Genomic DNA, 22,327 nt, shown 5'->3' with positions numbered 1-22,327 from the left:
GGCCAGTGGCTACACCAAAGAATCAGGCCAGAACGCCCGAATCCCCGCCACACCCTGCGCCCCGGCCTCCCAGGCTTGCTGCCGTTCCGCCGGGCCAACACCGCCCAACAGGAACACCGGCTTGCTGAAGCCCGCAATCAACGCCGAAGCCTGATCCCAGCCCAACGGCTGCGCATCTGGATGAGTCTGGGTTTTCTGCACCGGCGACAGGGTCACAAAGTCCACGCCCATCTGCTCAGCCAACGCCAGTTCTTCAGCGTTATGACACGACGCCGCCAACCAGCGCGACGCCGGCAGTGGTCGCCCCGCCGCCGCGTATTTACGCAACTGGGCCGAGGTGATGTGCCAACCGGCGGACGGAAAATCACCGAGCCATTCGAACGGCCCCTTGATCATCAACTGCGCCTTGCCGGCACACAGCCCGGCCGCGTCTACCGCCAGGTCACGGTACTTCGGATCGTAGCCGTTGGGCGCCCGCAGCTGGATCAGTTTGATCCCGCCGGCGATGGCTTTCTGGATGCCGCGCAGCAGGGCCGGAGTTTCCAGGTCTTCGGGGGTAATCAAGTATTCGGCAGGCAAACGTGCCGCCGCGACGATTGGCTGGTTGGCCGCCGGGAACTCGTAGTTCAGCAGGTCGCGTGGCGACACCCACTCCAGCGGCTGACCTTCGGCGCCGTGGGGTTCGCCGGTAAAGGCCGAGACTTCCCAGACGTCCAGCAACACCTGCTTGTCCGGGTAATCGTGATGAACTTTGATCAGCGGTCGTGCGGCGCTGACCACAATGCCCAGTTCTTCCTGAAGTTCACGGCTCAGCGCGGTTTCTACAGACTCGTCGCCCTCGACCTTGCCACCGGGAAACTCCCACAAACCGCCCTGGTGCTGAGTATCGGCACGGCGTGCAATCAGGATCTTGCCGCTGTTATCACGGATAACGGCAGCGGCTACATGAACTCGTTTCACTGCCCGACCTCCTCCAGACCTGCCTTCTGCCAGGCTTTGAACGCCGGCCATTGGTAGATTGCTTCGACGTAAGCTTCATCTGCAGCCGGCAATTTCACCTGATAGGTGCGCAGGCGTACGGCAATCGGCGCAAAGAACGCATCGGCCAGGGTTGCGCCGCCGAACAGGAACGGCCCGGTGTCGGTCGCCACAGCACGGCATTCTGCCCACAAGGCCAGCATGCGCTGGATGTCGGCCTGAACATCTTCAGGTGTCGGCACCAGCGGCGCATCGCGGCTCAGGTCGAACGGCATGTTGCCGCGCATGGCAAAGAACCCGGCGTGCATCTGCGCACAAGCCGAACGCGCCTGGGCACGGGCGGCGGTGTCTTTTGGCCAGAGGCCGGCATCGGGGAATTGCTCGGCCAGGTACTCGGCAATCGCCAGGGAATCGGCGATGGTGCCGTGTTCGGTTTTCAGCAGCGGGACTTTGCCGGTCGGCGAATGCTTGAGCAGGCGTTCGCGGGTGTCGGGTTGGCCCAGCTTGATCAATTCTTCGGTGTAGGCCGCGCCGGTCAGGTCGAGCGCCAATGCACCGCGCAGGGACCAGGAGGAAAGCAGTTTGTCGCCGATGATCAGGTGGAGGCTCATGTTCGGGACCTTTTGATGAGGGGTACAGGCCAGTCTTGTGGTGACTGGAAGCCCGCCTTCGCGAGCAGGCTCGCTCCCACAGTTGACCGAGTGCTTCCAGGATGAATGCGATCGAATGTGGGAGCGAGCCTGCTCGCGAAGGGAGCGACTCGATCTTAAGTACGGTACTCGGCGTTGATTTTCACGTATTCGTGCGACAGGTCGGTGGTCCAGATGGTTTCGCTGCAATCGCCGCGACCCAGCTCGATACGGATGGTGATCTCTTCCTGCTGCATGACCGCAGCGCCCTGGGCTTCGGTGTACGTCGCAGCACGTGCGCCACGGCTGGCAATGCACACCTCGCCGAGGAACACGTCGATCTTGCTCACGTCCAGGTTCGGCACGCCGGCACGGCCAACGGCGGCCAGGATGCGGCCCCAATTCGGGTCGGAAGCGAACAACGCCGTCTTGATCAGCGGCGAGTGCGCCACGGTGTAGCCGACGTCCAGGCATTCCTGGTGATTGCCGCCGCCATTGACTTCAACGGTGACGAACTTGGTCGCGCCTTCGCCGTCGCGAACGATGGCCTGGGCCACGTCCATGCACACCTCAAACACCGCTTGCTTCAACTTGGCGAACAACTCGCCTTCGGCACGGGTGATTTCCGGCAGTGCAGTCTGACCGGTCGCGATCAGCATGCAGCAGTCGTTGGTCGAGGTGTCGCCGTCGATGGTGATGCGGTTGAACGACTTGTTGGCACCGTCCAGCAGCAGGTTTTGCAGCACGTCACGGGAGACTTTGGCGTCAGTGGCGATGTAGCCGAGCATGGTCGCCATGTTCGGACGGATCATGCCCGCGCCTTTGCTGATGCCGGTGACGGTGATCGTCACGCCGTCATGCTGGAACTGGCGGCTCGCACCCTTGGGCAGGGTGTCGGTGGTCATGATGCCGGTGGCGGCCGCTTCCCAGTTGTGGATCGACAGGTCGTCGAGGGCCGCTTGCAGCGCGCCTTCGATTTTCTCGACTGGCAGCGGCTCGCCGATCACGCCGGTGGAATACGGCAGCACCAGGCTGGCATCCACACCCGTCAGTTCAGCCAGCTTCGCGCAGGTACGCTCGGCAGCGGCCAGGCCAGGTTCGCCGGTGCCGGCGTTGGCATTGCCGGTGTTGGTCAACAGGTAACGCACCGGGCCTTGCACGCGTTGCTTGGCCAGGATCACCGGCGCGGCGCAAAAGGCGTTCAGGGTGAAGACGCCCGCGACGGTAGAGCCTTCGGCGCAGCGCATGACCACGACATCCTTGCGCCCCGGGCGCTTGATGCCGGCCGAGGCGATACCGAGTTCAAAACCGGCAACCGGGTGCAACGTTGGCAAAGGACCAAGACCAACAGCCATGAATGCGCTCCTCAAAAAATGTAGTCATCACCGTCATGCGATGAACGGCGGTATTAAATGGCAAAACGCCGCGACGGCTGATGCCGGTCGCGGCGCGGGTATTTCAGCGATTGAAACGGGTTTTACTGGATCTGCCCGTGGCAATGCTTGAATTTTTTGCCCGAACCGCAGTAGCACAGTTCGTTACGGCCCAGCTTCTGCTCGTTGCGAACCGGTGCCACGGCGAGGGCGACATCAATCTCTTCGCCCAACGGTTCCACTTGCTCAAGACCCGGTGCTTCTTCGTGATGGAACTGCATGCGTGCGGCCAGTGCTTCGGCTTCCTGACGCAGGCGTTGCTCTTCGGCTTCCGGATCTTCGCGGCGAACCTGAACGTGGGACAACACACGGATCGAGTCGCGCTTGATCGAATCCAGCAGCTCGGAGAACAGCGTGAACGACTCGCGCTTGTACTCTTGCTTCGGGTTCTTCTGGGCATAACCACGCAAGTGGATGCCGTGACGCAAGTGGTCCATGGTCGACAGGTGGTCTTTCCACAGGTCGTCCAGCACGCGCAGCACGATTTGTTTCTCGAAGCTGCGCAACGCTTCGGCGCCCGCCTGGTCTTCTTTCTCGTTGTACGCCGCGATCAGCTCTTGCATCAGCTTCTCGCGCAGGGTTTCTTCGTACAGGTGATCGTCTTCGTCGAGCCATTGCTGGATCGGCAGCGCCACACCGAAGTCGCTCTGCAACGCCGCTTCCAGACCGGCCACGTCCCACTGCTCAGGCAGCGATTGCGGTGGAATGTGCGCACTGATGGTGGCGTTGAGCACGTCCTGACGGAAATCGGCGATGGTTTCGCCAATGTTGTCAGCGGCCAGCAACGTGTTACGCATGTGATAAATCACTTTACGCTGTTCGTTGTTGACGTCGTCGAACTCGAGCAGTTGCTTACGAATATCGAAGTTACGGCCTTCAACCTTGCGCTGAGCCTTTTCGATGGCGTTGGTCACCATACGGTGCTCGATCGCCTCGCCTGGCTGCATGCCCAAGGCCTTCATGAAGTTCTTCACCCGGTCAGAGGCGAAGATACGCATCAGGCTGTCTTCCAGCGACAGGTAGAAGCGGCTGGAACCGGCGTCGCCCTGACGACCGGCACGACCACGCAGCTGGTTATCGATACGGCGCGATTCGTGACGCTCGGAAGCAATCACCTGCAAGCCGCCCGATTCGAGCACTTGCTGGTGACGCTTCTGCCAGTCGGCCTTGATCTGGGCAATCTGCTCTGGTGTTGGATCTTCCAGGGACGCCACTTCCACTTCCCAGTTACCGCCCAACAGGATGTCGGTACCACGACCGGCCATGTTGGTAGCGATGGTCAGTGCGCCTGGGCGACCGGCCTGGGCAATGATCTCGGCTTCCTTTTCGTGGAACTTGGCGTTCAGAACCTTGTGTTCGATGCCTTGTTCCACGAGCAGGCGGGACATGTGCTCGGAGGTTTCGATGGTCGCGGTACCCACCAGCACCGGGCGGCCCGCCGCCATGCTTTCCTTGATGTCCGCCACGATGGCCGTGTACTTCTCGTCGGCCGTCAGGAACACCAGGTCGTTGTAGTCCTTACGGGCCAACGGCTTGTTCGGCGGAATGACCATGACCTGCAGGCCATAGATCTGATGGAACTCGAACGCCTCGGTGTCGGCCGTACCGGTCATGCCGGACAGCTTGTTGTACAGGCGGAAGTAGTTCTGGAACGTGGTCGATGCCAGGGTCTGGCTTTCGGCCTGGATGTTCAGGTTTTCCTTGGCTTCGATGGCCTGGTGCAGGCCCTCGGACAAACGACGGCCCGGCATGGTACGACCGGTGTGTTCGTCGACCAGCACAACCTGACCGTCCTGCACGATGTACTCGACGTTGCGATGGAACAGTTTGTGCGCACGCAGACCGGCATAAACGTGGGTCAGCAGACCCAGGTTGTGTGCCGAGTACAGGCTTTCGCCTTCAGCCAGCAGGCCGAGGGAGGTCAGCGATTCTTCTACGAATTGATGGCCCGCTTCGTTGAGTTCGACCTGGCGGGTCTTCTCATCGACGGTGTAGTGGCCGGCCTTGGTGACTTCGCCTTCAACTTCTTCGACGTGCAATTCCAGGCGCGGGATCAGTTTGTTGATCTCGATGTACAGCTTGGAGCTGTCCTCGGCCTGACCGGAAATGATCAGTGGAGTACGGGCTTCGTCGATGAGGATGGAGTCGACTTCGTCGATCACGGCGAAATTGAGTTCGCGCTGGAATTTTTCTTCCATGCTGAACGCCATGTTGTCGCGCAGGTAATCGAAACCGAATTCGTTGTTGGTGCCGTAGGTAATGTCGGCGGCGTAAGCCAGACGTTTCTCTTCCGGCGGCTGGAACGGCGTGACCACGCCGACCGTCAGGCCGAGGAATTCGTAGAGCGGACGCATCCAGTTGGCGTCACGACGGGCCAGGTAGTCGTTCACCGTCACAACGTGCACGCCCTTGCCGGACAGCGCGTTGAGGTAAACGCCCAGTGTTGCCACCAGGGTCTTGCCTTCACCGGTACGCATTTCCGCGATCATGCCTTCATGCAAGGTCATGCCGCCGATCAGCTGGACATCGAAGTGGCGCATACCCATGACGCGCTTGCCGGCTTCGCGGGCGACCGCAAAGGCTTCAGGCAACAGCTTGTCGAGGGTTTCCCCTTTGGCGATGCGGGCCTTGAACTCGTCTGTCTTGGCACGCAATTGATCGTCCGAAAGGGCCACCATTTGCTCTTCGAAGGCATTGACGAATTGCACCGTCTTGAGCATGCGTTTGACTTCACGCTCGTTCTTGCTTCCAAAAAGTTTCTTTAACAAAGGCGCAAACATATCGGCAGGATCTTCCACACTAAAGGGATGGAGGGCGGCCCCGTGAGTCGCCCGTGCAGCCCTCATGGCCGCATGCGAACGAGCATTCTACCCGGAAACGATGGTGAGGAAAGTGGCGTTATTCCACGATGCATGCACTGCGCTGTTACGGGGCTCACTTAAAATAAGGGCTTTTTGCTGAACTTCAAGCCGTTCACGGCAGAAGTTACTTGTTGATTTAATGGGTAAAGCGCTCGCAAAGCAATGGGTCAGGTGCACCAGGTGCTTTCTGCTACCATAGCGGCTCTGTTACTTCAGGTGTCTGATCATGGCATTTCGCCCTCTTACGGCCAGAGCACCCGCCGTTCTGCTTCGCGAAGCCAAGCCGCTGAAAGCTATTTTTGGCCACGCTCAACGCCTGGGTCATTTACAACGTCTGCTCGAAAGCCAATTGCAACCGGCCGCTCGCGAACACTGCCATGTGGCGTCGTGGCGCGAAGGCAGTTTGTTGCTGATCGTCACCGACGGCCATTGGGCCACGCGCCTGCGTTATCAGCAAAAACGTCTGCAACGCCAGTTACAGATGTTTGACGAGTTCGCCAGCCTGACGCGGATTCTGTTCAAGGTGCAGCCACCGACCGTGCAGCAAGGCGCGGCGGGACACACCATCAGTTTGTCGTCGGATGCGGGCGCGACGATTCAGGCCACGGCTGAGGGGATCAGCGATCCGAATCTGCGGGCTGCGCTTGAACGCCTCGCGGCGCACGCCAAACCCAAAACCTGACACAAAACCCAGTGTGGGAGCGAGCCTGCTCGCGAAAGCAATCTGACATTCAAATCGATGTTGTCTGATCGGCCGCTTTCGCGAGCAGGCTCGCTCCCACAGGGGATTATTGTGTTCGCTTGTTAGCGGCTTTTTTTGCCGCCGAGCAGCGAGCCCATCAGCCCGCGTACCAATTGTCGGCCCAACTGATTAGCCGCCTGTCGCATTGCCGATTTCAACGCCTGTCCGGCCGCCGTCCCGAGAAACTCCCCGGCCTGCTCGGTGAAACTTGGCTCTTCGGGCGCAGGTTTGGCGGGCGCGGCATCGGGATCAGGTGCCAGGCCCTTACGTCCCATCAGCACTTCATAAGCCGATTCCCGATCAATCGGCTTGTCATAACGCCCTTGCAACGGAGAACCGGCGATCAGTGCCGCACGCTCGGCCTCGCTCAACGGCCCGATCCGCGATTGCGGTGGCGCGATCAACACACGCTGGACCATCTCCGGCGTGCCTTTATCGGCCAGCGTCCCGACCAGCGCCTCGCCGATCCCCAGTTCGGTCAACACCGACAGGGCATCGAACGCCGGGTTCGGCCGGAAGCCCTCGGCCACGGCGCGCAGGGATTTCTGCTCCTTGGCGGTGAATGCGCGCAAACCGTGCTGGATCCGCAAACCCAGTTGGGCCAGCACGTCATCCGGCAGGTCACCCGGTGATTGAGTGACGAAATACACGCCCACGCCTTTCGAGCGAATCAACCGCACCACTTGTTCCAGTCGATCCTGCAACGCCTTGGGCGTCCCGGCGAACAGCAAATGTGCTTCGTCGAAAAACAACGCCAGCAGTGGTTTGTCCGCGTCACCGCGTTCCGGCAATTGCTCGAACAGCTCGGCGAGCAGCCACAGCAGGAAAGTCGCGTACACCTTCGGGGCTTCATGAACCAGACGACTGGCATCCAGCAAATGAATGCGCCCGCGACCGTCAGCGGTCGGTTGCAGAATGTCTTCGAGTTGCAGCGCCGGTTCGCCGAACAGCGCTTCGGCGCCTTGTTGTTCCAGCGTCGCCAGCCGCCGTAACAGCGCCTGGCTGGAGCCGGTGGTCATCAACGCGGCATCATCGCCGAGCAATTCGGGGTTATCACGCAGGTGATTGAGCAGCGCCTTCAGGTCCTTGAGATCCAGCAGCAACAGCCCTTCGCGGTCCGCCACTTTGAACGCCGCGTACAGCGCCGACTGCTGGCTGTCGGTCAGTTCCAGCAGGCTGCCCAGCAACAACGGGCCCATTTCACTCAGGGTGGTGCGCAATGGATGACCGGACTGACCATGGATGTCCCACAGCGTCACGGGATACGCCTGAGGCTTGTGGTTCAGCCACGCCATCCCGGCAATGCGCTCGGCGATCTTGCCTTGGGGGTTGCCGGCGGCGCCGAGGCCACACAGGTCGCCCTTGATGTCGGCGGCGAACACCGCCACGCCTGCGTCGCTGAAGGCTTCGGCCATGCGTTGCAAGGTGACGGTTTTACCGGTCCCGGTAGCGCCGGCGACCAGACCGTGACGGTTCGCCAGACGCATGGCCTGGGCGATGGGCTGACCGGCAAGATCGGCACCGAGAACGAGTTGCAATGAGTCAGGCATTTTGTCACCTAATGGTTAATCTTTGATCCGGCGCGGCCGATACAAAACAAGAGACTACACAGAAATCAGCGTCGGTATTCCCTAAGGACAGGACAGAACTATCAGCTGCTTTTCACCCTGCCCGTTTTGCGTGCCTTTATAAAAGCACGCCCAGAACAATAAGACCTTAGCGGAACCCCAAGCCATGAACAAAAACCTGCGCTTCAGCCATAAGATTTTGCTTGCCGCCGCCCTCATTGTTATTGCTGCCTTCGCCTCGTTCACCCTGTACAACGATTATTTACAGCGCAACGCCATCCGCGAAGACCTGGACAATTACCTCAATGAGATGGGCGACGTCACCGCCAACAACATCCAGACCTGGTTGGCCGGTCGAATCCTGCTGATCGACAGCCTCGCTCAAAACATCGCCATCAACCCTGAACAGTCCAACGTCGCCAGCCTGCTCGAGCAGAAAGCCCTGACGTCGACCTTCATGGCGTCCTACCTGGGCGATGCCACCGGCAGCTTTACCATTCGCCCCGACGCCAAGATGCCGGCCGGCTTCGATCCACGGGTTCGCCCTTGGTACAAAGGCGCCGAAAGCAGCAGCACCGCGACCCTGACCGAACCGTATATCGACGCGGCCACCGGCCAGACCATCATTTCCATCGCCACCGCCTCGAAGAAGGCCGGGCAAAGCGTCGGTGTAGTGGGCGGTGACCTGAGCCTGCAAACCCTGATCGACACCCTCAGCGCCCGTGATTTCGCCGGCATGGGTTACGCCTTCCTGGTCAGCGCCGACGGCAAGATCCTGGTGCACCCGGACAAAGCCCTGGTCATGAAGTCCCTGAGCGAGGCGTACCCGAAAAATACCCCGCGCATCAGCAGCGACTTCAGTGAGGTCGACGTCGACGGCAAGACCCGTATCGTCACCTTTACCGCGATCAAAGGCCTGCCATCGGTCAACTGGTACATCGGCCTTTCGGTGGACAAGGACAAAGCCTTCTCGATGCTCAGTTCGTTCCGCGCCTCGGCCTTGGTCGCGACCATCATTGCCGTGGCGATCATCATCGCGCTGCTGGGCATGCTGATCCGCATCCTGATCCAGCCGCTGCACGTCATGACCCGCGCCATGGAAGACATCGCCGACGGTGAAGGCGACCTGACAAAGCGCCTGACCATCCAGAACAATGATGAATTCGGCATCCTCGGCACCGCGTTCAACCGTTTTGTCGAACGTATTCACACCTCGATTCGCGAAGTGTCCTCGGCCACCGGGCAAGTCAACGAAGTGGCCCTGCGTGTTGTCGCCGCCTCGAACTCGTCGATGTTCAACTCCGATCAGCAGGCCTCGCGCACCAGCAGCGTCGCCGCCGCGATCAATCAGCTCGGGGCCGCCGCCCAGGAAATCGCCCGTAACGCCGCGCAAGCGTCGAGTCAGGCCAGCGACGCCCGCAGCCTGGCCGAAGACGGCCAGCAAGTGGTGGACCGCAGCATCAAGGCGATGAATCAGCTGTCGAGCATGCTCAGTGCCTCGAGCACCAACATCGAATCGCTGAACAGCAAAACCGTGAACATCGGCCAGATCCTCGAAGTGATCACCAGCATTTCCCAGCAAACCAACCTGTTGGCACTCAACGCGGCCATCGAAGCAGCCCGCGCCGGTGAAGCCGGCCGTGGTTTCGCGGTGGTGGCCGATGAAGTGCGCAACCTGGCGCACCGCACGCAGGAATCGGCGCAACAGGTGCAGACCATGATCGAGGAGCTGCAAGTTGGCGCCCGCGAATCCGTCAGCACCATGAGCGACAGCCAGCGCCACAGTCAGGACAGCGTGGAAATCGCCAACCTGGCAGGCGAGCGGTTGAATAGCGTGACCTTGCGCATCGGTGAAATCGACGGGATGAACCAGTCGGTGGCCACGGCAACTGAAGAGCAGACGGCGGTGGTGGAGTCGATCAACGTCGACATTACCGAGATCAATACGCTCAACCAGGAAGGCGTGGAAAACCTGCAATCGACGTTGCGCGCGTGCTCGGACCTTGAGCAGCAGGCTTCGCGGCTGAAGCAGTTGGTAGGCAGTTTCCGAATCTGATATCTGAGCCATCCCTTTCGCGAGCAGGCTCGCTCCCACATTGGATCTGTGTAGTTCACACGATCAAATGTGGGAGCGAGCCTGCTCGCGAAGGCAATCTGCCTGACACCACAAAACCCCAACCGAACATCTATCCTTCATAAAGGTCAACCAAGGGAGAACAACAGACCGGAGGGCCGCTCATCGTGCATATCGCGGACATCACCATGTTCTACGCCCCGGCCAGCGGTGGCGTGCGCACGTATCTGGATGCCAAGCACCGTCGCTTGGGGATCAAGCCAGGCATTCGCCACAGTCTGTTGATTCCCGGCGCGCACCTGAGTGAAACGGATGGCGTCTACACGGTTCCCGCCCCCGCCCTGCCCTTTGGCAAGGGCTATCGTTTTCCCCTTCGCCTCGCTCCCTGGCGAAACGTCCTGCAGGATTTACAGCCCGATCTGATCGAAGTAGGCGACCCGTACCTCACCGCCTGGGCGGCACTCGACGCGCGGCGCCAACTGGATGTCCCCGTCATCGGTTTCTATCACTCGGATTTGCCGCTGCTGGTCAGCAACCGAATGGGCAATTGGGTCACCACTAACGTTGAAGCCTACGTCAGCAAGCTCTACGGCAACTTCGACCGGGTGCTGGCGCCGAGCCGGGTCATGGCCGACAAACTGAGCGGACTGGGCGTGAAAAACGTCTACGTCCAACCCTTGGGCGTCGATTTGAACACCTTCAATCCCGAGGCCCGGGACCCCGGCCTGCGCGCCGAACTGGGCATTGATGAAAACACCCATCTGCTGATTTTCGCCGGGCGCGGCTCCAAGGAAAAAAACCTGCCGGTGCTGCTCAAGTGCATGGCACGTCTGGGGCCGCGTTTTCATTTGCTGCTGGTGGGTTCTTCTATGCCGGCCACGGTGCCGGACAACGTCACGGTGGTCGATGGGTTCTGCCCGGCCACCCACGTAGCGCGATTAATGGCCAGCGCCGATGCCTTGTTGCATGCCGGCGACCAGGAAACGTTCGGGCTGGTGATACTCGAAGCCATGGCCAGCGGCATTCCGGTGGTCGCCGTGGCCGCCGGCGCCTTTCCGGAAATTGTGACGGAGCAATGCGGTTTGCTCTGCCCTCCAAACAATTCGACAGCCATGGCCAATGCCGTTCGCGAGTTGTTCAGTCAGGGCAGCGTGGCGCTGGGCAAAACAGCGCGCCGTCACGTCGAGCGACAATACAGTTGGGACACGGTGGTCAACAGCCTGCTGGGGCATTATCACGCCGTACTCGGCAGCCAATGGCCGCAGGCGGCCAATGGTTAACCCGATGACTTCGCCCAGCGTGTTACTGGTATTGCACGACGTTGCGCCGCCCACCCTGGCCGACTATCTACCTTTCGTTGAAGCCGTCGACGCCTTGGGCGAGGTGCCGATGACCTGGCTGGTGGTGCCGGATTTTCACAGACACAACAGCCTTGAGGCTCATCCGGAATTTCGACATGTGCTCACTCATCGTGTTGCGCGGGGTGACGAACTGGCGTTGCACGGCTACTTTCATTGCGATGAGGGCCCACCGCCCGGCACCCCGCGAGACTGGTTCATGCGTCGGATCTACACCCATGAAGGCGAGTTCTACACCCTGTCGCAACACGCCGCGCTCGACCGGTTGCGCGCCGGCATTGAGGTCTTTGATCGTTACAACTGGCCGCTGGAAGGTTTTGTCGCCCCGGCCTGGCTGATGAGCGAAGGGACGCGCGAGGCCTTGCGCCAACTGCCACTGCACTACACCAGCGATTCGCAGCATTTGTATCAACTGCCGGATTTCACCCCGATTGATGCACCCGGCCTGGTCTGGAGTGCACGCAGTGCCTGGCGCCGGGGCCTGTCGAAACTGCTCAGCGATCAACGCGAACAACAATGGCGAGCCGCGCCGGTCATTCGGCTGGGCCTGCACCCGGTGGACATGCGCCACGAGTTCTCCCGTCACTACTGGTTGCAAACCCTCAAGCGCTTGCTCGACGGCGGGCGCGTGCCGATGACCAAATCGCAATGGCTGGCGCTGCAACGCACCCCGATCGGTCGCGCCGCATGAGCCGGGGCATTCTGCTGTTCGTCGCCCTGCTGGCGGCAGTGCTGATCCCGCTGCTGCTGGGCGGCAACCAGACCTGGGCGCGGCTGCAAAGTTTTCCAGTGAGCTGGCTGCTGATCATGTTCGGCATGATTCTGCTGTGCTGGGGGGTGAACACCCTGCGCCTGCGCCTGTTGCTGGGTGATCAGCGTGACAAGGTCAGCCCGCTCAAAAGTCTCGGCGTGGTCATGGCCGCCGAATTTGCCTATTGCGCCACACCCGGCGGCAGTGGCGGACCGCTGGCGATCATGGCGTTGCTGGCGCGCAATGGCGTGCGACCGGCCAAGGGCAGCGCGGTGTTCGCCATGGATCAACTCAGCGACCTGCTGTTTTTTCTCTGTGCGTTGAGCGGGATTTTGATTTATGCGCTGTTCCAGCACCTCAGCCAGCGCATGGAATGGCTACTGACCGTCAGCGTGATATCAATGTTCGGCGGGTTGGTCTGCTGCGTGATGGTCGCCCGCTACCATCGTCTGCTGATTCGCCTGAGCGGGCGGTTACTGGCTCGCCTGAAGGTCAAAAGCACGACGCGCCTGCGCTGGGCACGAAAACTCCTGCACTTCCTCGCCGCATTCACTGACACATTGAAGTTGCCCTTGCAGACATTGATCACAGTGTTTGCGCTGACCTGTGTGCATTGGGTATTGCGCTACAGCGTGTTGTACCTGGCATTGCGCGGGCTGGGGGCGGATTTGCAGTGGGCCTGGTGCTTCCTGATCCAGATGCTGTCGCTCAGCGCAGGGCAATTCAGCCTGCTGCCGGGCGGCGCCGGGGCGGCGGAGTTGACGTCGGCAGCCTTGCTGGCGCCCATGGTGGGTAAATCAACCGCAGCTGCGGCGATTCTGATCTGGCGGGCGGTGACTTATTACTTCTATCTGATCGCGGGTGGCCCGGTGTTTTTGTTGATGCTGGGACGGCCGCTATTAAGGAAGTTGATGAAGTTCAAGCAGGCTTGATCTTGTCTTCGGGGTCTTGCTGTAACTGTTCCCACAACTCGGCAGCACCGGGAAACTCCGTGCCGTCTTCCGGACTCATGTCCTCCGGGTCATAACGACTCAGACAACCCTCGCCCAAAGTAGCGGGCGCCTTGGAAGTAGCTTTGTCCAATGGATCGGCCATGGTCATGTCCTCAGTGCAGAAACGGCGAAGGGCCTGAAGCGATTGAACGCCCAGGCCCTTCGAATTTCAACTGTATTGCGCTGTTATCAGAACACGACAGTCTTGTTGCCGTGTACCAACACCCGGTCTTCCAGGTGATAACGCAGACCGCGCGCCAACACCATTTTCTCGACGTCGCGGCCGAAACGCACCATGTCTTCAATGCTGTCACTGTGGCTGACACGCACCACGTCCTGCTCGATGATCGGGCCGGCATCCAGCTCTTCGGTCACATAGTGGCAGGTGGCGCCGATCAACTTCACACCGCGCAGGGAAGCCTGGTGATACGGCTTGGCGCCCACGAACGATGGCAGGAAGCTGTGGTGAATGTTGATGACCTTGTGCGCATACTCGCTGCACAACGCCGGCGGCAGGATTTGCATGTAACGGGCAAGTACCACCACTTCAGCATCATGCTGTTTGACCAGACGCGAGACTTCGGCGAACGCCGGCTCTTTGTCCTGTGGATTGACCGGCACATGGTAATAAGGAATGCCGTGCCACTCGACCATGCTGCGCAAGTCGTCATGGTTGGAAATCACGCAGGAGATTTCGCAGTCCAGTTCATCGCTGTGCCAGCGGTGCAGCAAGTCAGCCAGGCAGTGGGATTCGCGGCTGGCCATCAACACCACGCGTTTTTTCTGCGCGGTATCGGTGATGCGCCAGTTCATCGAGAACTCTTCGGCTATGGGCGCGAAGGCTTCGCGAAAGGCTTCGATACCGAAAGGCAGCGAATCGGCACGAATTTCGTGACGCATGAAGAACCAGCCACTGAGGTTGTCCGAGTGATGGCTCGCTTCAGTGATCCAGCCGTTATGTGACGCCAGAAAGTTACTGACTTTAGCAACGATGCCGACGCGGTCCGGGCAAGCAATCACCAGCCGAAAAGTGCGCATGAGGGGGAAACTCCAGAACTTCGCAAAGGCCGCCATTCTAGCGATTACGCAACAAAACTGCAGTATTGATGACGTCTTGCCCGGCACACGGTCTGCGGAGCCGCTCAGGAAAGCACCCGTTCCCCGCGCGGTGGTGATCTTTTAGTCGATATCAAGAGTCCATTTGTGAAGATCTGTGTTGACTGCATCACACTATTTAATCAGCTCTTCAATTTGCGCCCTATTCCTGACAACTAATTTAATTAAAACGCCGGTTAAATGTTTACTTGATGAAACAGCCTGACTATTATTGCGGCACTGTCCCCCTGCCATCCAGTCTCCAACATAAGGTAGTCCTCATGTCCTTGATCAACGAATATCGTGCCACCGAAGAAGCAATCAAAGAGCTGCAAGCCCGTTTGAAGAACCTGTCCCAAGACGACAAACTGCAAACCGAGCTGGAATTCGAAGGCAAACTGCGCACCCTGATGGGCGAATACTCCAAGTCCCTGCGTGACATCATCGCGCTGCTGGATCCAGAGTCCAAATCCAAAGCGCCACGCGGCGGTGCAGTAAAAACTACCGGCACCAAGCGTGCTCGCAAAGTTAAACAATACAAAAACCCGCACAACGGCGAAGTCATCGAAACCAAAGGTGGCAACCACAAAACTCTGAAAGAGTGGAAAGCCAAGTGGGGCGGTGACGTGGTTGAAGGCTGGGCTACCCTGCTGGGCTAAGCCGTAGCGCTTGTCACAAATAGCTTCTCACAGAAGAAAAGTGACAAAAAATAACGCCAGCGAATGCTGGCGTTTTTTTATGCCTGCAAGTCAGGCATGTTTATTTTCGTTTTCAAAGATTCAAACGTTTGCGTAATGCTTCGACATAATTCTGCCATTCATTGAGCACCTCTCGCTGAAACGATGTAGCAGTTTCATTCAATTGGGCCGCGGCTTCGGCAAAACTATTCAGCGTATTGGGTGCCCCGCATTCGGCCAAAGTCAGACGCTGCTGACAGAACATTCGCCAGCGCTCTTGCTCCTCGAAATTCAACGTGTCGGGGAAGTTGCGTGCGCGATATCGAAACAATAATTCAGGTAAACGTTCGTCATCGAAAGGCCACTGCTCTTGTGATAATTGGACAGGGTCCGCGATTCGGACTTGCTCGCATAGACGTCGGTCCCGATCACCGATAAAACCATCGTATAACTGTTGCTCGGGATCCTGGCTCGGCGTGAAATCTTCGCCGGCATAAATCGCCTGTACTTTATCTTGCCAAACTAGTTGTGCGTCGATTAGCCGCAGCGTCCGTTCCTGATAAAGCCCCATGTCCAGCCCCAGACGTTGCTGATCGTCAGGTCGAAGTACCGACAACGGTGCGACCACCGGGCACTTGTTGATGTGAATAAGTTTAAGCGGCACAGGCAGTTCGCCTTCGGCCAGCTGATCGCGACGGGTGTACAGCCGCTGACGCAAGGTGTCGGCATCCAGATCCAGCAAACCCTGGGGGTCCAGATGCAGGTCACAGACAATCAAGGCGTTCTTGTTGCGCGGGTGCCAGGCCAGGGGCAGCACCACGCCGACATAACTGCGCGCCGCCGAGAATCGCCCGGAGATATGCACCATCGGTTGCAACAGGCGAATCTGGTCCATCACCTTTTGTTTACTGCGCAACTTGAACAGCCAGTCATACAACTTCGGCTGTTTTTCACGAATCAGCCGAGCCAGTGCAATGGTGGCGCGAACGTCCGACAGCGCTTCGTGGGCATTGCCATGATCAATGTGGTTGGCGGCGGTCAGGCGTTCGAGCTTGAGCGTCACTCGCCCCTCGTCATCCGTCGGCCACTCGAGCCCGTCGGGGCGCAAGGCATACGCCGCACGTACCACATCGATCAGGTCCCAGCGGCTGTTGCCGCCCTGCCACTCGCGGGCATACGGGTCGAAAAAGTTTCGATACAGGCTGTAACGGGTCATCTCGTCATCGAAGCGCAGGGTGTTGTAACCCGCGCCGCACGTGCCCGGCGCCGCCAACTGGGCATGCACCCGGGTCATGAAGTCCGCTTCGCTCAAGCCCTGTTCAGCCAGTTTACCGGGTGTGATTCCGGTAATGGCGCACGCCGCCGGATGCGGCAGGATGTCCTCACTGGGCTGGCAGTAAAGGTTGACCGGCTCGTCTATTTCATTGAGATCGAAGTCGGTGCGAATCCCCGCCACTTGCAGCGGGCGGTCGCAACGGGGGTTGATGCCAGTGGTTTCATAGTCGTACCAGAAGATCGAGGTCACGGGCTGTTCCTGAACTGAAGATCGGCAAAGTCTAGGCGTTCACATCCCGCCCCGGCCAGTAATCTGTCATTCAATCACCTCTGGCCACTCACCGTGCAATACATAGTTATGTCGTTTTCCCCCGAGAGGCTGCTAGCATCGGGTAGACATCGAATCCCGAACAGGCCACATAAGGTTGCCCATGCTCGAGACCACAGCACTGCCAAGGAAAGCGACGCTGTACCCGCCACTGGATACGCGGCATCAAGTCGAAACGCCCGAAGGCATCGACTTGCCACTGCGCCCGGCCGGGTTGATGGTCCGTGCGCTGGCGTTCGCCATTGACCTGGGCATACGCGGGCTGATCCTCGCTCTGTTGTTTATCATCCTGGCGTTTCTCGGAAAGCTGGGCGCCGGGCTGGGCTCGATCCTGCTGTTCGGGGTGAGCTGGTGGTACATGGTGCTGTTCGAAGTGCTCAATCAGGGCCGCTCGCCAGGCAAACAGTGGATGGGCTTGCGCGTGGTGCAGGACGACGGCACACCGATCGGCTGGTCCGCTTCGCTGCTGCGCAACCTGTTGCGCTTCGTCGATCTGTTGCCGTTCGGCTACTTCCTCGGGGCTATCAGCTGCCTGCAACACCCGACCTTCAAACGCCTCGGCGACCTCGCCGCCGGCACGCTGGTGATCTACCGCGAGCAACCGCTGACCCGACCGCAACTGCCCGAAGCCACGCCCCTGCGCCCGGCCTTTGCCCTGACCCTGCCCGAACAACGCGCTATCCTCGGTTTCGCCGAACGCCAGGGTGAACTCTCCGAGGCACGGGCCCACGAACTGGCGTCGATCCTTGCTCAACCGTTGCAGGTCCCGGCGCCGCACGCGGTGGTCGCACTCAACGGCATCGCCCGCGGCTTGTTGGGGCCCGCATGAAGCAAAGCCTTTTCGAAACCTGCCACAAGGCCGAGTGGGAGCAGTTCTCCCTGACACTGGACCGACTGGAGCGCGGCAAAGACGCGTCCCGGATCGCCGGTTTTCCCAAGGACTACCGGCAGCTATGCCAACACCTGGCGCTGGCTCGGGAACGCGGCTACAGCAGTTTCCTGATCGATTCCTTGCAGCAACTCGTGCTGCGTGGGCATCAACAGTTGTATCGGCATCGCAGCCGACTGGGCGCCAACGTACTGGGCTTTATCCTGGCCGACTTCCCGCGATTGGTGCGTGAACAATGGCGTTTTGTGCTGGCCGCCGGCGTCATGTTTTTTGGCAGCCTGATCAGCTTCGCGCTGCTGGTGTACCTGTTCCCGGACCTGGTCTACAACCTGATCCCGGCCGAGCAGGTCAGCGAGATGCAAAGCATGTACGACCCCGTCGCCGGCCATCTGGGACGCACGGCGGAACGCGCCGCCAGTGAAGACTGGGTGATGTTCGGTTACTACATCATGCACAACATCGGCATCGCCTTTCAGACCTTTGCCAGCGGGTTGTTCTTCGGTCTGGGCAGCGCGTTTTTCCTGCTGTTCAACGGCTTGATCATCGGCGCGGTGGCCGGACACCTGACGCACGTCGGCTATGGGCAAACCTTCTGGTCGTTCGTGATCGGCCACGGCGCGTTTGAACTGACGGCCATCGCCCTGGCCGGTGCCGCAGGCCTGAAACTGGGCTGGGCCTTGATCGCACCGGGTCGCCTGCCCCGCGCCGAAGCGTTGCGACTGGCGGCGCGCAAGAGCGTGTTGCTGATCTGCGGCGTGATGTTGTTTCTGTTGATTGCGGCGTTCATCGAAGCGTACTGGTCATCGATGACAGCACCGGAGCCCATGACCAAATACCTGGTCGGCGCTGCACTCTGGGCGTTGGTGGCAACGTATCTGCTGTTTGCCGGACGGACTCGCCATGCGCCTGAGTGACGCCACGGTTGTGATCCGTCCGCGCAGCACCTGGGAAGCCATGGACCTGGGTGTGCTGATGAGCCAGCGCCATCGACGTCTGCTGATGACCAGCTGGGCCATCGTCACCTTGCCGATCTTCGCCCTGCTCACGGCAATCTTCTGGGATTCGCCGACCCTCGCCGTGTTCATCTTCTGGTGGCTCAAACCGGCGTTCGATCGCTTGCCGTTGTTCATCCTGTCCAAAAGCCTGTTCGGCGAAACACCAACGTTAAAACAGGCGCTGCGCGAATGGCCGCGCCTGCTCAAGCCGCAACTGCTGGCCAGCCTGACCTGGCGCCGCCTGAGCCTGAGCCGTAGTTTTGTGATGCCGGTGGTGCAACTCGAAGGCCTCCACGGTCACGCGCGCGAACAGCGCTTGCAGGTACTGCTGCAGCGCAATGCCGGTGCCGCGCAATGGCTGACGATTATCGGCGTGCACCTGGAGAGCGCGCTGTGGATTGGCTTGATGGTGTTGTTCTACCTGCTCCTGCCGCAGCAGATCGAACTCGACTGGAGCTGGCAGACCTTGATCACCGCCGCCGTGCAGGACTGGCGATGGCTGGAACATCTCATCAACGCTTTTTATGTGTTGGTGCTGATGATTTGGGAGCCGATCTATGTGGCCTGTGGCTTCAGTCTTTACCTGAACCGCCGCACGGTGCTGGAGGCGTGGGACATCGAACTGGTGTTCCGGCGATTGCGCCAACGCCTCAGCACAACCGCCCTTCCCCTGTTGCTGGCGGCCATCCTGTGGGTGCCGGGCCCACAACACGTCTGGGCCGCCGAGCCCGTCATCACACCGGACAGCCCTCGCCTGCTCGATCAACCGCTGACCAGCCAGGCATCAAAAGACAGCATCAAGGCCCTCCTCGAACAGCCACCGTTCAAGAACAAGGAAACGGTGACCCGCTATCGGTTTGGCGAAGAAAAACCCGAGACAAAAACCCCGGACGACCGCAAGACGCCCGAATGGCTGAAGGCTTTATTGGCCCTGCTCGACAGTCAGCGATTCGGCTTCCTCGCCACCCTGATCGAAGTGCTGTTATGGGGCGCGGTGATCGGTGGCGTCGGTTTGTTGGTCTGGCGTTACCGAGACTGGTTTCAGGCGTTCGTCAGCCGTCGCCCTTCATTGAAAAGCAAAGTCGCCCGTCCGATTCCGCAGCAGGCTTTTGGCCTGGACCTCAACCGCGAAACCCTGCCTGACGACATTGCCACCAGTGCCGAAAGCCTCTGGCAAACGGACCCGCGCGCAGCCCTTGGCCTGCTTTATCGTGCCTTGCTCAGCCACTTGCTGCACGACCACCACATGGCGCTGAAAACCGCCGACACCGAAGGCGAAGTACTCCAGCGAGTCGAACAACTGCAACAACCGGCGTTGCTGGCCTTTAGTAAAACCCTGACCGGCCACTGGCAAAACATGGCTTACGGTCATCGCCTGCCACCCGCGCATTCACAACAGGAACTGTGTGACGGCTGGCGCACGTTGTTCGGCCCGGGAGCCGCCCATTGAGCCGGCGTTCAGGGTTGTTTGTCGGCATGGTCATCGCCTTGCTGGTCGGCGCACTGGGTATTTACCTGTACCTGAAAGCCACGCCCTACCAGACGGAAATCGATCACGGCCCATCCCCTGAAGCACAGGCCAATCCCTACCTCGCCGCCGAACACTTTTTACGCAAGCAGGGCCTGACCGTCAGCCATGCCAACGGCATCGACGTGTTACCCACCCTCGATCCTCGTCAGCACAGCCTGCTATTGCTGGGTGACCGCTACAACATGACCCCACGCCAGATAGATCAGGTGATGAACTGGACGCGGGCCGGTGGCCGCTTGTTGTTTGTCGCCCAGTCGTTGTGGGATGAAAAGACCGGCCAGAGCAACGACCTGCTGCTCGATCGGGTGCAGTTGCACCAGACCCTGAGCAAGGACCTCAAGGAGGCGCCACCCGGCATCCCGGATGATCCCTATCCCAAACTGACCAAGCTCTATCTGGAAGATGAAGACGCACCGGCCTACGCCAGCTTCGACACGGCGTTCCACCTTGAAGACCCGAAGAATCTCGCGCAAGCCTGGGCCAACAGCGGCAAGGCCACGCACATGATGCAGCTCAACCATGGACTCGGGTCGATCACCGTGGTCACCGACGCCGACCTGTGGAAAACCCCCGCCATCGACCAGTACGACAACGCCTGGCTGCTCTGGTATTTGACGGCAGACACAAGCGTGACGTTGTTGTTCAACACCGATCACGACAGCTTGCTGACCTTGTTGTGGCGTTATTTCCCACAGGCGCTGGTGGCTTTGATTGCGCTGATCGGATTGGCTTTCTGGCACGTTGGCGTGCGCCAGGGTCCGCTGCTGGAACCCGCCTCGAAAGGCCGTCGCCAACTCCAGGAACACCTGCGCGCCAGCGCCGATTTCATATTGCGCCGCCAGGGTCAGCAGCACCTGTTGCAAGCCTTGCAACAAGACATCCTGCGCCGTGTGCGGCGCCGTCATCCCGGTTTCGAACAACTCGGCGTCGCCGAGCAATGGTTGGTGCTCGCACGCCTGACCGGCCAACCCACACGCGCAATCAGCCAGGCCATGAGCCCGCGACCGAAACAGCGGCTGTCCAGTGCCGAATTCAGCCGTCAGGTCGCCCACCTGCAAACCTTGAGGAACACGCTATGAGTGAACAGATCGAGCCCGGCTCGCCGACTCACGTCGCCCAGCAACGCCAGCGTGCCAGTCAATTGGCCCAGGCCGTGCGCGGCGAATTGCAGAAAGCCGTGATTGGTCAGAACAGCGTTATCGACGACGTGCTGACGGCGCTGATCGCCGGCGGTCATGTGCTGCTCGAAGGCGTGCCGGGGTTGGGCAAGACCTTGCTGGTGCGTGCCCTCGCCAAGTGTTTCGGCGGTGAGTTCGCCCGCATCCAGTTCACCCCCGACCTGATGCCCAGCGACGTCACCGGGCACGCCGTCTACGACTTGAACACCGAGCAGTTCAAACTGCGCAAAGGTCCGCTGTTCACCAACCTGCTGCTGGCCGACGAGATCAACCGCGCCCCGGCAAAAACCCAGGCCGCCCTGCTCGAAGCCATGCAGGAACGCCAGGTCACCCTCGAAGGCCGCGCCCTGCCCATCGCGCAACCGTTCATGGTGCTCGCCACGCAAAACCCCATCGAGCAGGAAGGCACTTACCCATTGCCTGAAGCCGAGCTCGACCGCTTCATGCTCAAAGTGCGCATGGACTACCCCGACGCCGAGCAAGAGCTGAACATGGTCCGCCAGGTCAGCCGCTCGACCCGCGCCGACATGCTCGACGTGCAACCGCTGCGCACCCTGTTGCAAGCCAAAGACGTGTCAGCCTTGCAGCGCATTGCCAGCGACTTGCCACTGGACGATCAGGTTCTGGATTACGCCGTGCGCCTGGCCCGAGCGACCCGCACCTGGCCCGGCTTGATCCTCGGCGCCGGCCCTCGGGCGTCCATCGCACTGGTGCGCTGCGCCCGAGCCCGTGCCTTGCTGCGCGGCGGCGAGTTCGTGATTCCGGATGACATCAAAGGCTGCGCTTTGGCGGTACTGCGCCATCGCGTACGGATCGCGCCGGAACTCGACATCGAAGGGCTGGACGTCGATCAGGTGCTCAAGCAAGTGCTCGATCAAGTACCGGCGCCGCGCCTGTGAAAAAGCTCATACGTACCCCCCCTGTGGCGAGGGAGCTTGCTCCCGCCGGGCTGCGCAGCAGTCCCAACATTTCT

The 22,327-nt window shown here is 60.2% G+C and carries 20 protein-coding genes and 1 pseudogene; 13 read left to right on the top strand and 8 right to left on the bottom strand.

What is annotated here, in order from left to right:
* Window positions 1-9: 9 nt before the first annotated feature.
* From AC07N8_RS02315 to argJ, 3 genes are all read right to left on the bottom strand, one after another.
* Window positions 10-960 (bottom strand): Nudix family hydrolase, encoded by a 951-nt coding sequence (locus tag AC07N8_RS02315; protein ID WP_493142450.1) that lies wholly within the window; start codon window positions 958-960, stop codon window positions 10-12.
* The gene (locus AC07N8_RS02310; protein WP_493142448.1) at window positions 957-1,589 is read right to left on the bottom strand and encodes a glutathione S-transferase family protein; all 633 of its coding nucleotides are present in this window, start codon (window positions 1,587-1,589) and stop codon (window positions 957-959) included. Before AC07N8_RS02310 ends, AC07N8_RS02315 begins: the two co-directional genes overlap by 4 nt.
* Before the next feature lie 155 nt (window positions 1,590-1,744).
* Entirely contained in the window at window positions 1,745-2,962 is a 1,218-nt protein-coding gene (gene argJ / locus AC07N8_RS02305; RefSeq protein ID WP_493142447.1) for a bifunctional glutamate N-acetyltransferase/amino-acid acetyltransferase ArgJ, read from the bottom strand.
* Here argJ and AC07N8_RS02300 point away from each other — a divergent pair.
* Complete coding sequence (locus AC07N8_RS02300) at window positions 2,961-3,113, top strand: hypothetical protein (RefSeq protein ID WP_185045018.1); 153 nt, start codon at window positions 2,961-2,963, stop codon at window positions 3,111-3,113. The two genes, argJ and AC07N8_RS02300, sit on opposite strands and share 2 nt — an antisense overlap.
* On the opposite strand, the gene secA is transcribed toward AC07N8_RS02300, so the two are convergent.
* Entirely contained in the window at window positions 3,085-5,820 is a 2,736-nt protein-coding gene (gene secA / locus AC07N8_RS02295) for a preprotein translocase subunit SecA (protein WP_483841797.1), read from the bottom strand. The genes AC07N8_RS02300 and secA overlap by 29 nt on opposite strands.
* A 307-nt stretch (window positions 5,821-6,127) precedes the next feature.
* Between secA and AC07N8_RS02290 the strand changes: the two genes are divergently transcribed.
* Window positions 6,128-6,583 carry a DUF721 domain-containing protein gene (locus tag AC07N8_RS02290; RefSeq protein ID WP_123432965.1) on the top strand — a complete coding sequence of 152 codons (456 nt, stop codon included), beginning with the start codon at window positions 6,128-6,130 and terminating at the stop codon, window positions 6,581-6,583.
* Between the two features lie 122 nt (window positions 6,584-6,705).
* Here AC07N8_RS02290 and AC07N8_RS02285 read toward each other — a convergent pair whose 3' ends face one another.
* A complete protein-coding gene (locus AC07N8_RS02285; protein ID WP_493142444.1) occupies window positions 6,706-8,193 on the bottom strand; it encodes a helicase HerA-like domain-containing protein in 1,488 nt (495 codons plus the stop codon).
* Window positions 8,194-8,377: 184 nt separating this feature from the next.
* Between AC07N8_RS02285 and AC07N8_RS02280 the strand changes: the two are divergent.
* From AC07N8_RS02280 to gpgF, 5 genes and pseudogenes are all read left to right on the top strand, one after another.
* A pseudogene (locus tag AC07N8_RS02280) lies at window positions 8,378-9,409 on the top strand (HAMP domain-containing protein); the annotation flags it as partial.
* 93 nt (window positions 9,410-9,502) lie between these two features.
* On the top strand, window positions 9,503-10,267 hold the full coding sequence (locus tag AC07N8_RS02275) for a methyl-accepting chemotaxis protein (RefSeq protein WP_430539927.1): 765 nt from the start codon (window positions 9,503-9,505) through the stop codon (window positions 10,265-10,267).
* 185 nt (window positions 10,268-10,452) lie between these two features.
* Window positions 10,453-11,565, top strand: a complete 1,113-nt coding sequence (gene gpgS / locus AC07N8_RS02270; RefSeq protein ID WP_493142442.1) for an N-acetylglucosaminyl phosphatidylglycerol synthase — start codon at window positions 10,453-10,455, stop codon at window positions 11,563-11,565.
* On the top strand, window positions 11,558-12,334 hold the full coding sequence (gene gpgD, locus AC07N8_RS02265; RefSeq protein WP_493142440.1) for an N-acetylglucosaminyl phosphatidylglycerol deacetylase: 777 nt from the start codon (window positions 11,558-11,560) through the stop codon (window positions 12,332-12,334). The genes gpgS and gpgD overlap by 8 nt, the downstream gene beginning before the upstream one ends.
* The gene (gene gpgF / locus AC07N8_RS02260; RefSeq protein WP_483841801.1) at window positions 12,331-13,326 is read left to right on the top strand and encodes a glucosaminyl phosphatidylglycerol flippase; all 996 of its coding nucleotides are present in this window, start codon (window positions 12,331-12,333) and stop codon (window positions 13,324-13,326) included. Before gpgD ends, gpgF begins: the two co-directional genes overlap by 4 nt.
* Here gpgF and AC07N8_RS02255 read toward each other — a convergent pair.
* Entirely contained in the window at window positions 13,313-13,489 is a 177-nt protein-coding gene (locus tag AC07N8_RS02255) for a hypothetical protein (RefSeq protein ID WP_483841802.1), read from the bottom strand. The two genes, gpgF and AC07N8_RS02255, sit on opposite strands and share 14 nt — an antisense overlap.
* Window positions 13,490-13,575: 86 nt before the next feature.
* Window positions 13,576-14,424 carry a formyltetrahydrofolate deformylase gene (gene purU / locus AC07N8_RS02250; protein ID WP_027922916.1) on the bottom strand — a complete coding sequence of 283 codons (849 nt, stop codon included), beginning with the start codon at window positions 14,422-14,424 and terminating at the stop codon, window positions 13,576-13,578.
* A gap of 338 nt (window positions 14,425-14,762) precedes the next feature.
* On the opposite strand from purU, the gene mvaT reads away from it, so the two are divergent.
* The gene (gene mvaT, locus AC07N8_RS02245; protein WP_007945872.1) at window positions 14,763-15,140 is read left to right on the top strand and encodes a histone-like nucleoid-structuring protein MvaT; all 378 of its coding nucleotides are present in this window, start codon (window positions 14,763-14,765) and stop codon (window positions 15,138-15,140) included.
* Window positions 15,141-15,252: 112 nt separating this feature from the next.
* Here the strand turns inward: mvaT and sbcB are convergent, their stop codons facing one another.
* Window positions 15,253-16,683 (bottom strand): exodeoxyribonuclease I, encoded by a 1,431-nt coding sequence (gene sbcB, locus AC07N8_RS02240; RefSeq protein ID WP_493142437.1) that lies wholly within the window; start codon window positions 16,681-16,683, stop codon window positions 15,253-15,255.
* A gap of 181 nt (window positions 16,684-16,864) precedes the next feature.
* Between sbcB and AC07N8_RS02235 the strand changes: the two genes are divergently transcribed.
* Genes AC07N8_RS02235 through AC07N8_RS02215 form a run of 5 tightly spaced genes read left to right on the top strand, consistent with a single transcriptional unit; the run spans window position 16,865 to window position 22,253 of the window.
* The gene (locus tag AC07N8_RS02235) at window positions 16,865-17,590 is read left to right on the top strand and encodes an RDD family protein (RefSeq protein ID WP_493142435.1); all 726 of its coding nucleotides are present in this window, start codon (window positions 16,865-16,867) and stop codon (window positions 17,588-17,590) included.
* A complete protein-coding gene (locus tag AC07N8_RS02230; RefSeq protein ID WP_483841805.1) occupies window positions 17,587-18,564 on the top strand; it encodes a stage II sporulation protein M in 978 nt (325 codons plus the stop codon). The genes AC07N8_RS02235 and AC07N8_RS02230 overlap by 4 nt, the downstream gene beginning before the upstream one ends.
* Window positions 18,551-20,095, top strand: a complete 1,545-nt coding sequence (locus tag AC07N8_RS02225) for a DUF4129 domain-containing protein (protein WP_493142433.1) — start codon at window positions 18,551-18,553, stop codon at window positions 20,093-20,095. Before AC07N8_RS02230 ends, AC07N8_RS02225 begins: the two co-directional genes overlap by 14 nt.
* Window positions 20,092-21,255 (top strand): DUF4350 domain-containing protein, encoded by a 1,164-nt coding sequence (locus tag AC07N8_RS02220; protein WP_493142431.1) that lies wholly within the window; start codon window positions 20,092-20,094, stop codon window positions 21,253-21,255. Before AC07N8_RS02225 ends, AC07N8_RS02220 begins: the two co-directional genes overlap by 4 nt.
* The gene (locus AC07N8_RS02215; RefSeq protein ID WP_483841808.1) at window positions 21,252-22,253 is read left to right on the top strand and encodes an AAA family ATPase; all 1,002 of its coding nucleotides are present in this window, start codon (window positions 21,252-21,254) and stop codon (window positions 22,251-22,253) included. Before AC07N8_RS02220 ends, AC07N8_RS02215 begins: the two co-directional genes overlap by 4 nt.
* Window positions 22,254-22,327 lie beyond the last annotated feature (74 nt).

The organism is Pseudomonas sp. GW821-FHT10C09 (assembly GCF_059415465.1).
The sequence above is the reverse complement of the archived record's forward strand: the minus strand, read 5'-3'. Positions and strand labels throughout refer to the sequence as shown.

Bases quoted from the DNA above. Each gene is read 5' to 3' on its own strand.
- AC07N8_RS02310 (WP_493142448.1), bottom strand. From the start codon at position 1,589: ATGAGCCTCCACCTGATCATCGGCGACAAACTGCTTTCCTCCTGGTCC.
- AC07N8_RS02300 (WP_185045018.1), top strand. From the start codon at position 2,961: ATGAATGCGCTCCTCAAAAAATGTAGTCATCACCGTCATGCGATGAAC.
- argJ (WP_493142447.1), bottom strand. From the start codon at position 2,962: ATGGCTGTTGGTCTTGGTCCTTTGCCAACGTTGCACCCGGTTGCCGGT.
- secA (WP_483841797.1), bottom strand. From the start codon at position 5,820: ATGTTTGCGCCTTTGTTAAAGAAACTTTTTGGAAGCAAGAACGAGCGT.
- AC07N8_RS02290 (WP_123432965.1), top strand. From the start codon at position 6,128: ATGGCATTTCGCCCTCTTACGGCCAGAGCACCCGCCGTTCTGCTTCGC.
- AC07N8_RS02285 (WP_493142444.1), bottom strand. From the start codon at position 8,193: ATGCCTGACTCATTGCAACTCGTTCTCGGTGCCGATCTTGCCGGTCAG.
- AC07N8_RS02275 (WP_430539927.1), top strand. From the start codon at position 9,503: ATGTTCAACTCCGATCAGCAGGCCTCGCGCACCAGCAGCGTCGCCGCC.
- gpgD (WP_493142440.1), top strand. From the start codon at position 11,558: ATGGTTAACCCGATGACTTCGCCCAGCGTGTTACTGGTATTGCACGAC.
- gpgF (WP_483841801.1), top strand. From the start codon at position 12,331: ATGAGCCGGGGCATTCTGCTGTTCGTCGCCCTGCTGGCGGCAGTGCTG.
- AC07N8_RS02255 (WP_483841802.1), bottom strand. From the start codon at position 13,489: ATGGCCGATCCATTGGACAAAGCTACTTCCAAGGCGCCCGCTACTTTG.
- purU (WP_027922916.1), bottom strand. From the start codon at position 14,424: ATGCGCACTTTTCGGCTGGTGATTGCTTGCCCGGACCGCGTCGGCATC.
- mvaT (WP_007945872.1), top strand. From the start codon at position 14,763: ATGTCCTTGATCAACGAATATCGTGCCACCGAAGAAGCAATCAAAGAG.
- AC07N8_RS02235 (WP_493142435.1), top strand. From the start codon at position 16,865: ATGCTCGAGACCACAGCACTGCCAAGGAAAGCGACGCTGTACCCGCCA.
- AC07N8_RS02230 (WP_483841805.1), top strand. From the start codon at position 17,587: ATGAAGCAAAGCCTTTTCGAAACCTGCCACAAGGCCGAGTGGGAGCAG.
- AC07N8_RS02225 (WP_493142433.1), top strand. From the start codon at position 18,551: ATGCGCCTGAGTGACGCCACGGTTGTGATCCGTCCGCGCAGCACCTGG.
- AC07N8_RS02215 (WP_483841808.1), top strand. From the start codon at position 21,252: ATGAGTGAACAGATCGAGCCCGGCTCGCCGACTCACGTCGCCCAGCAA.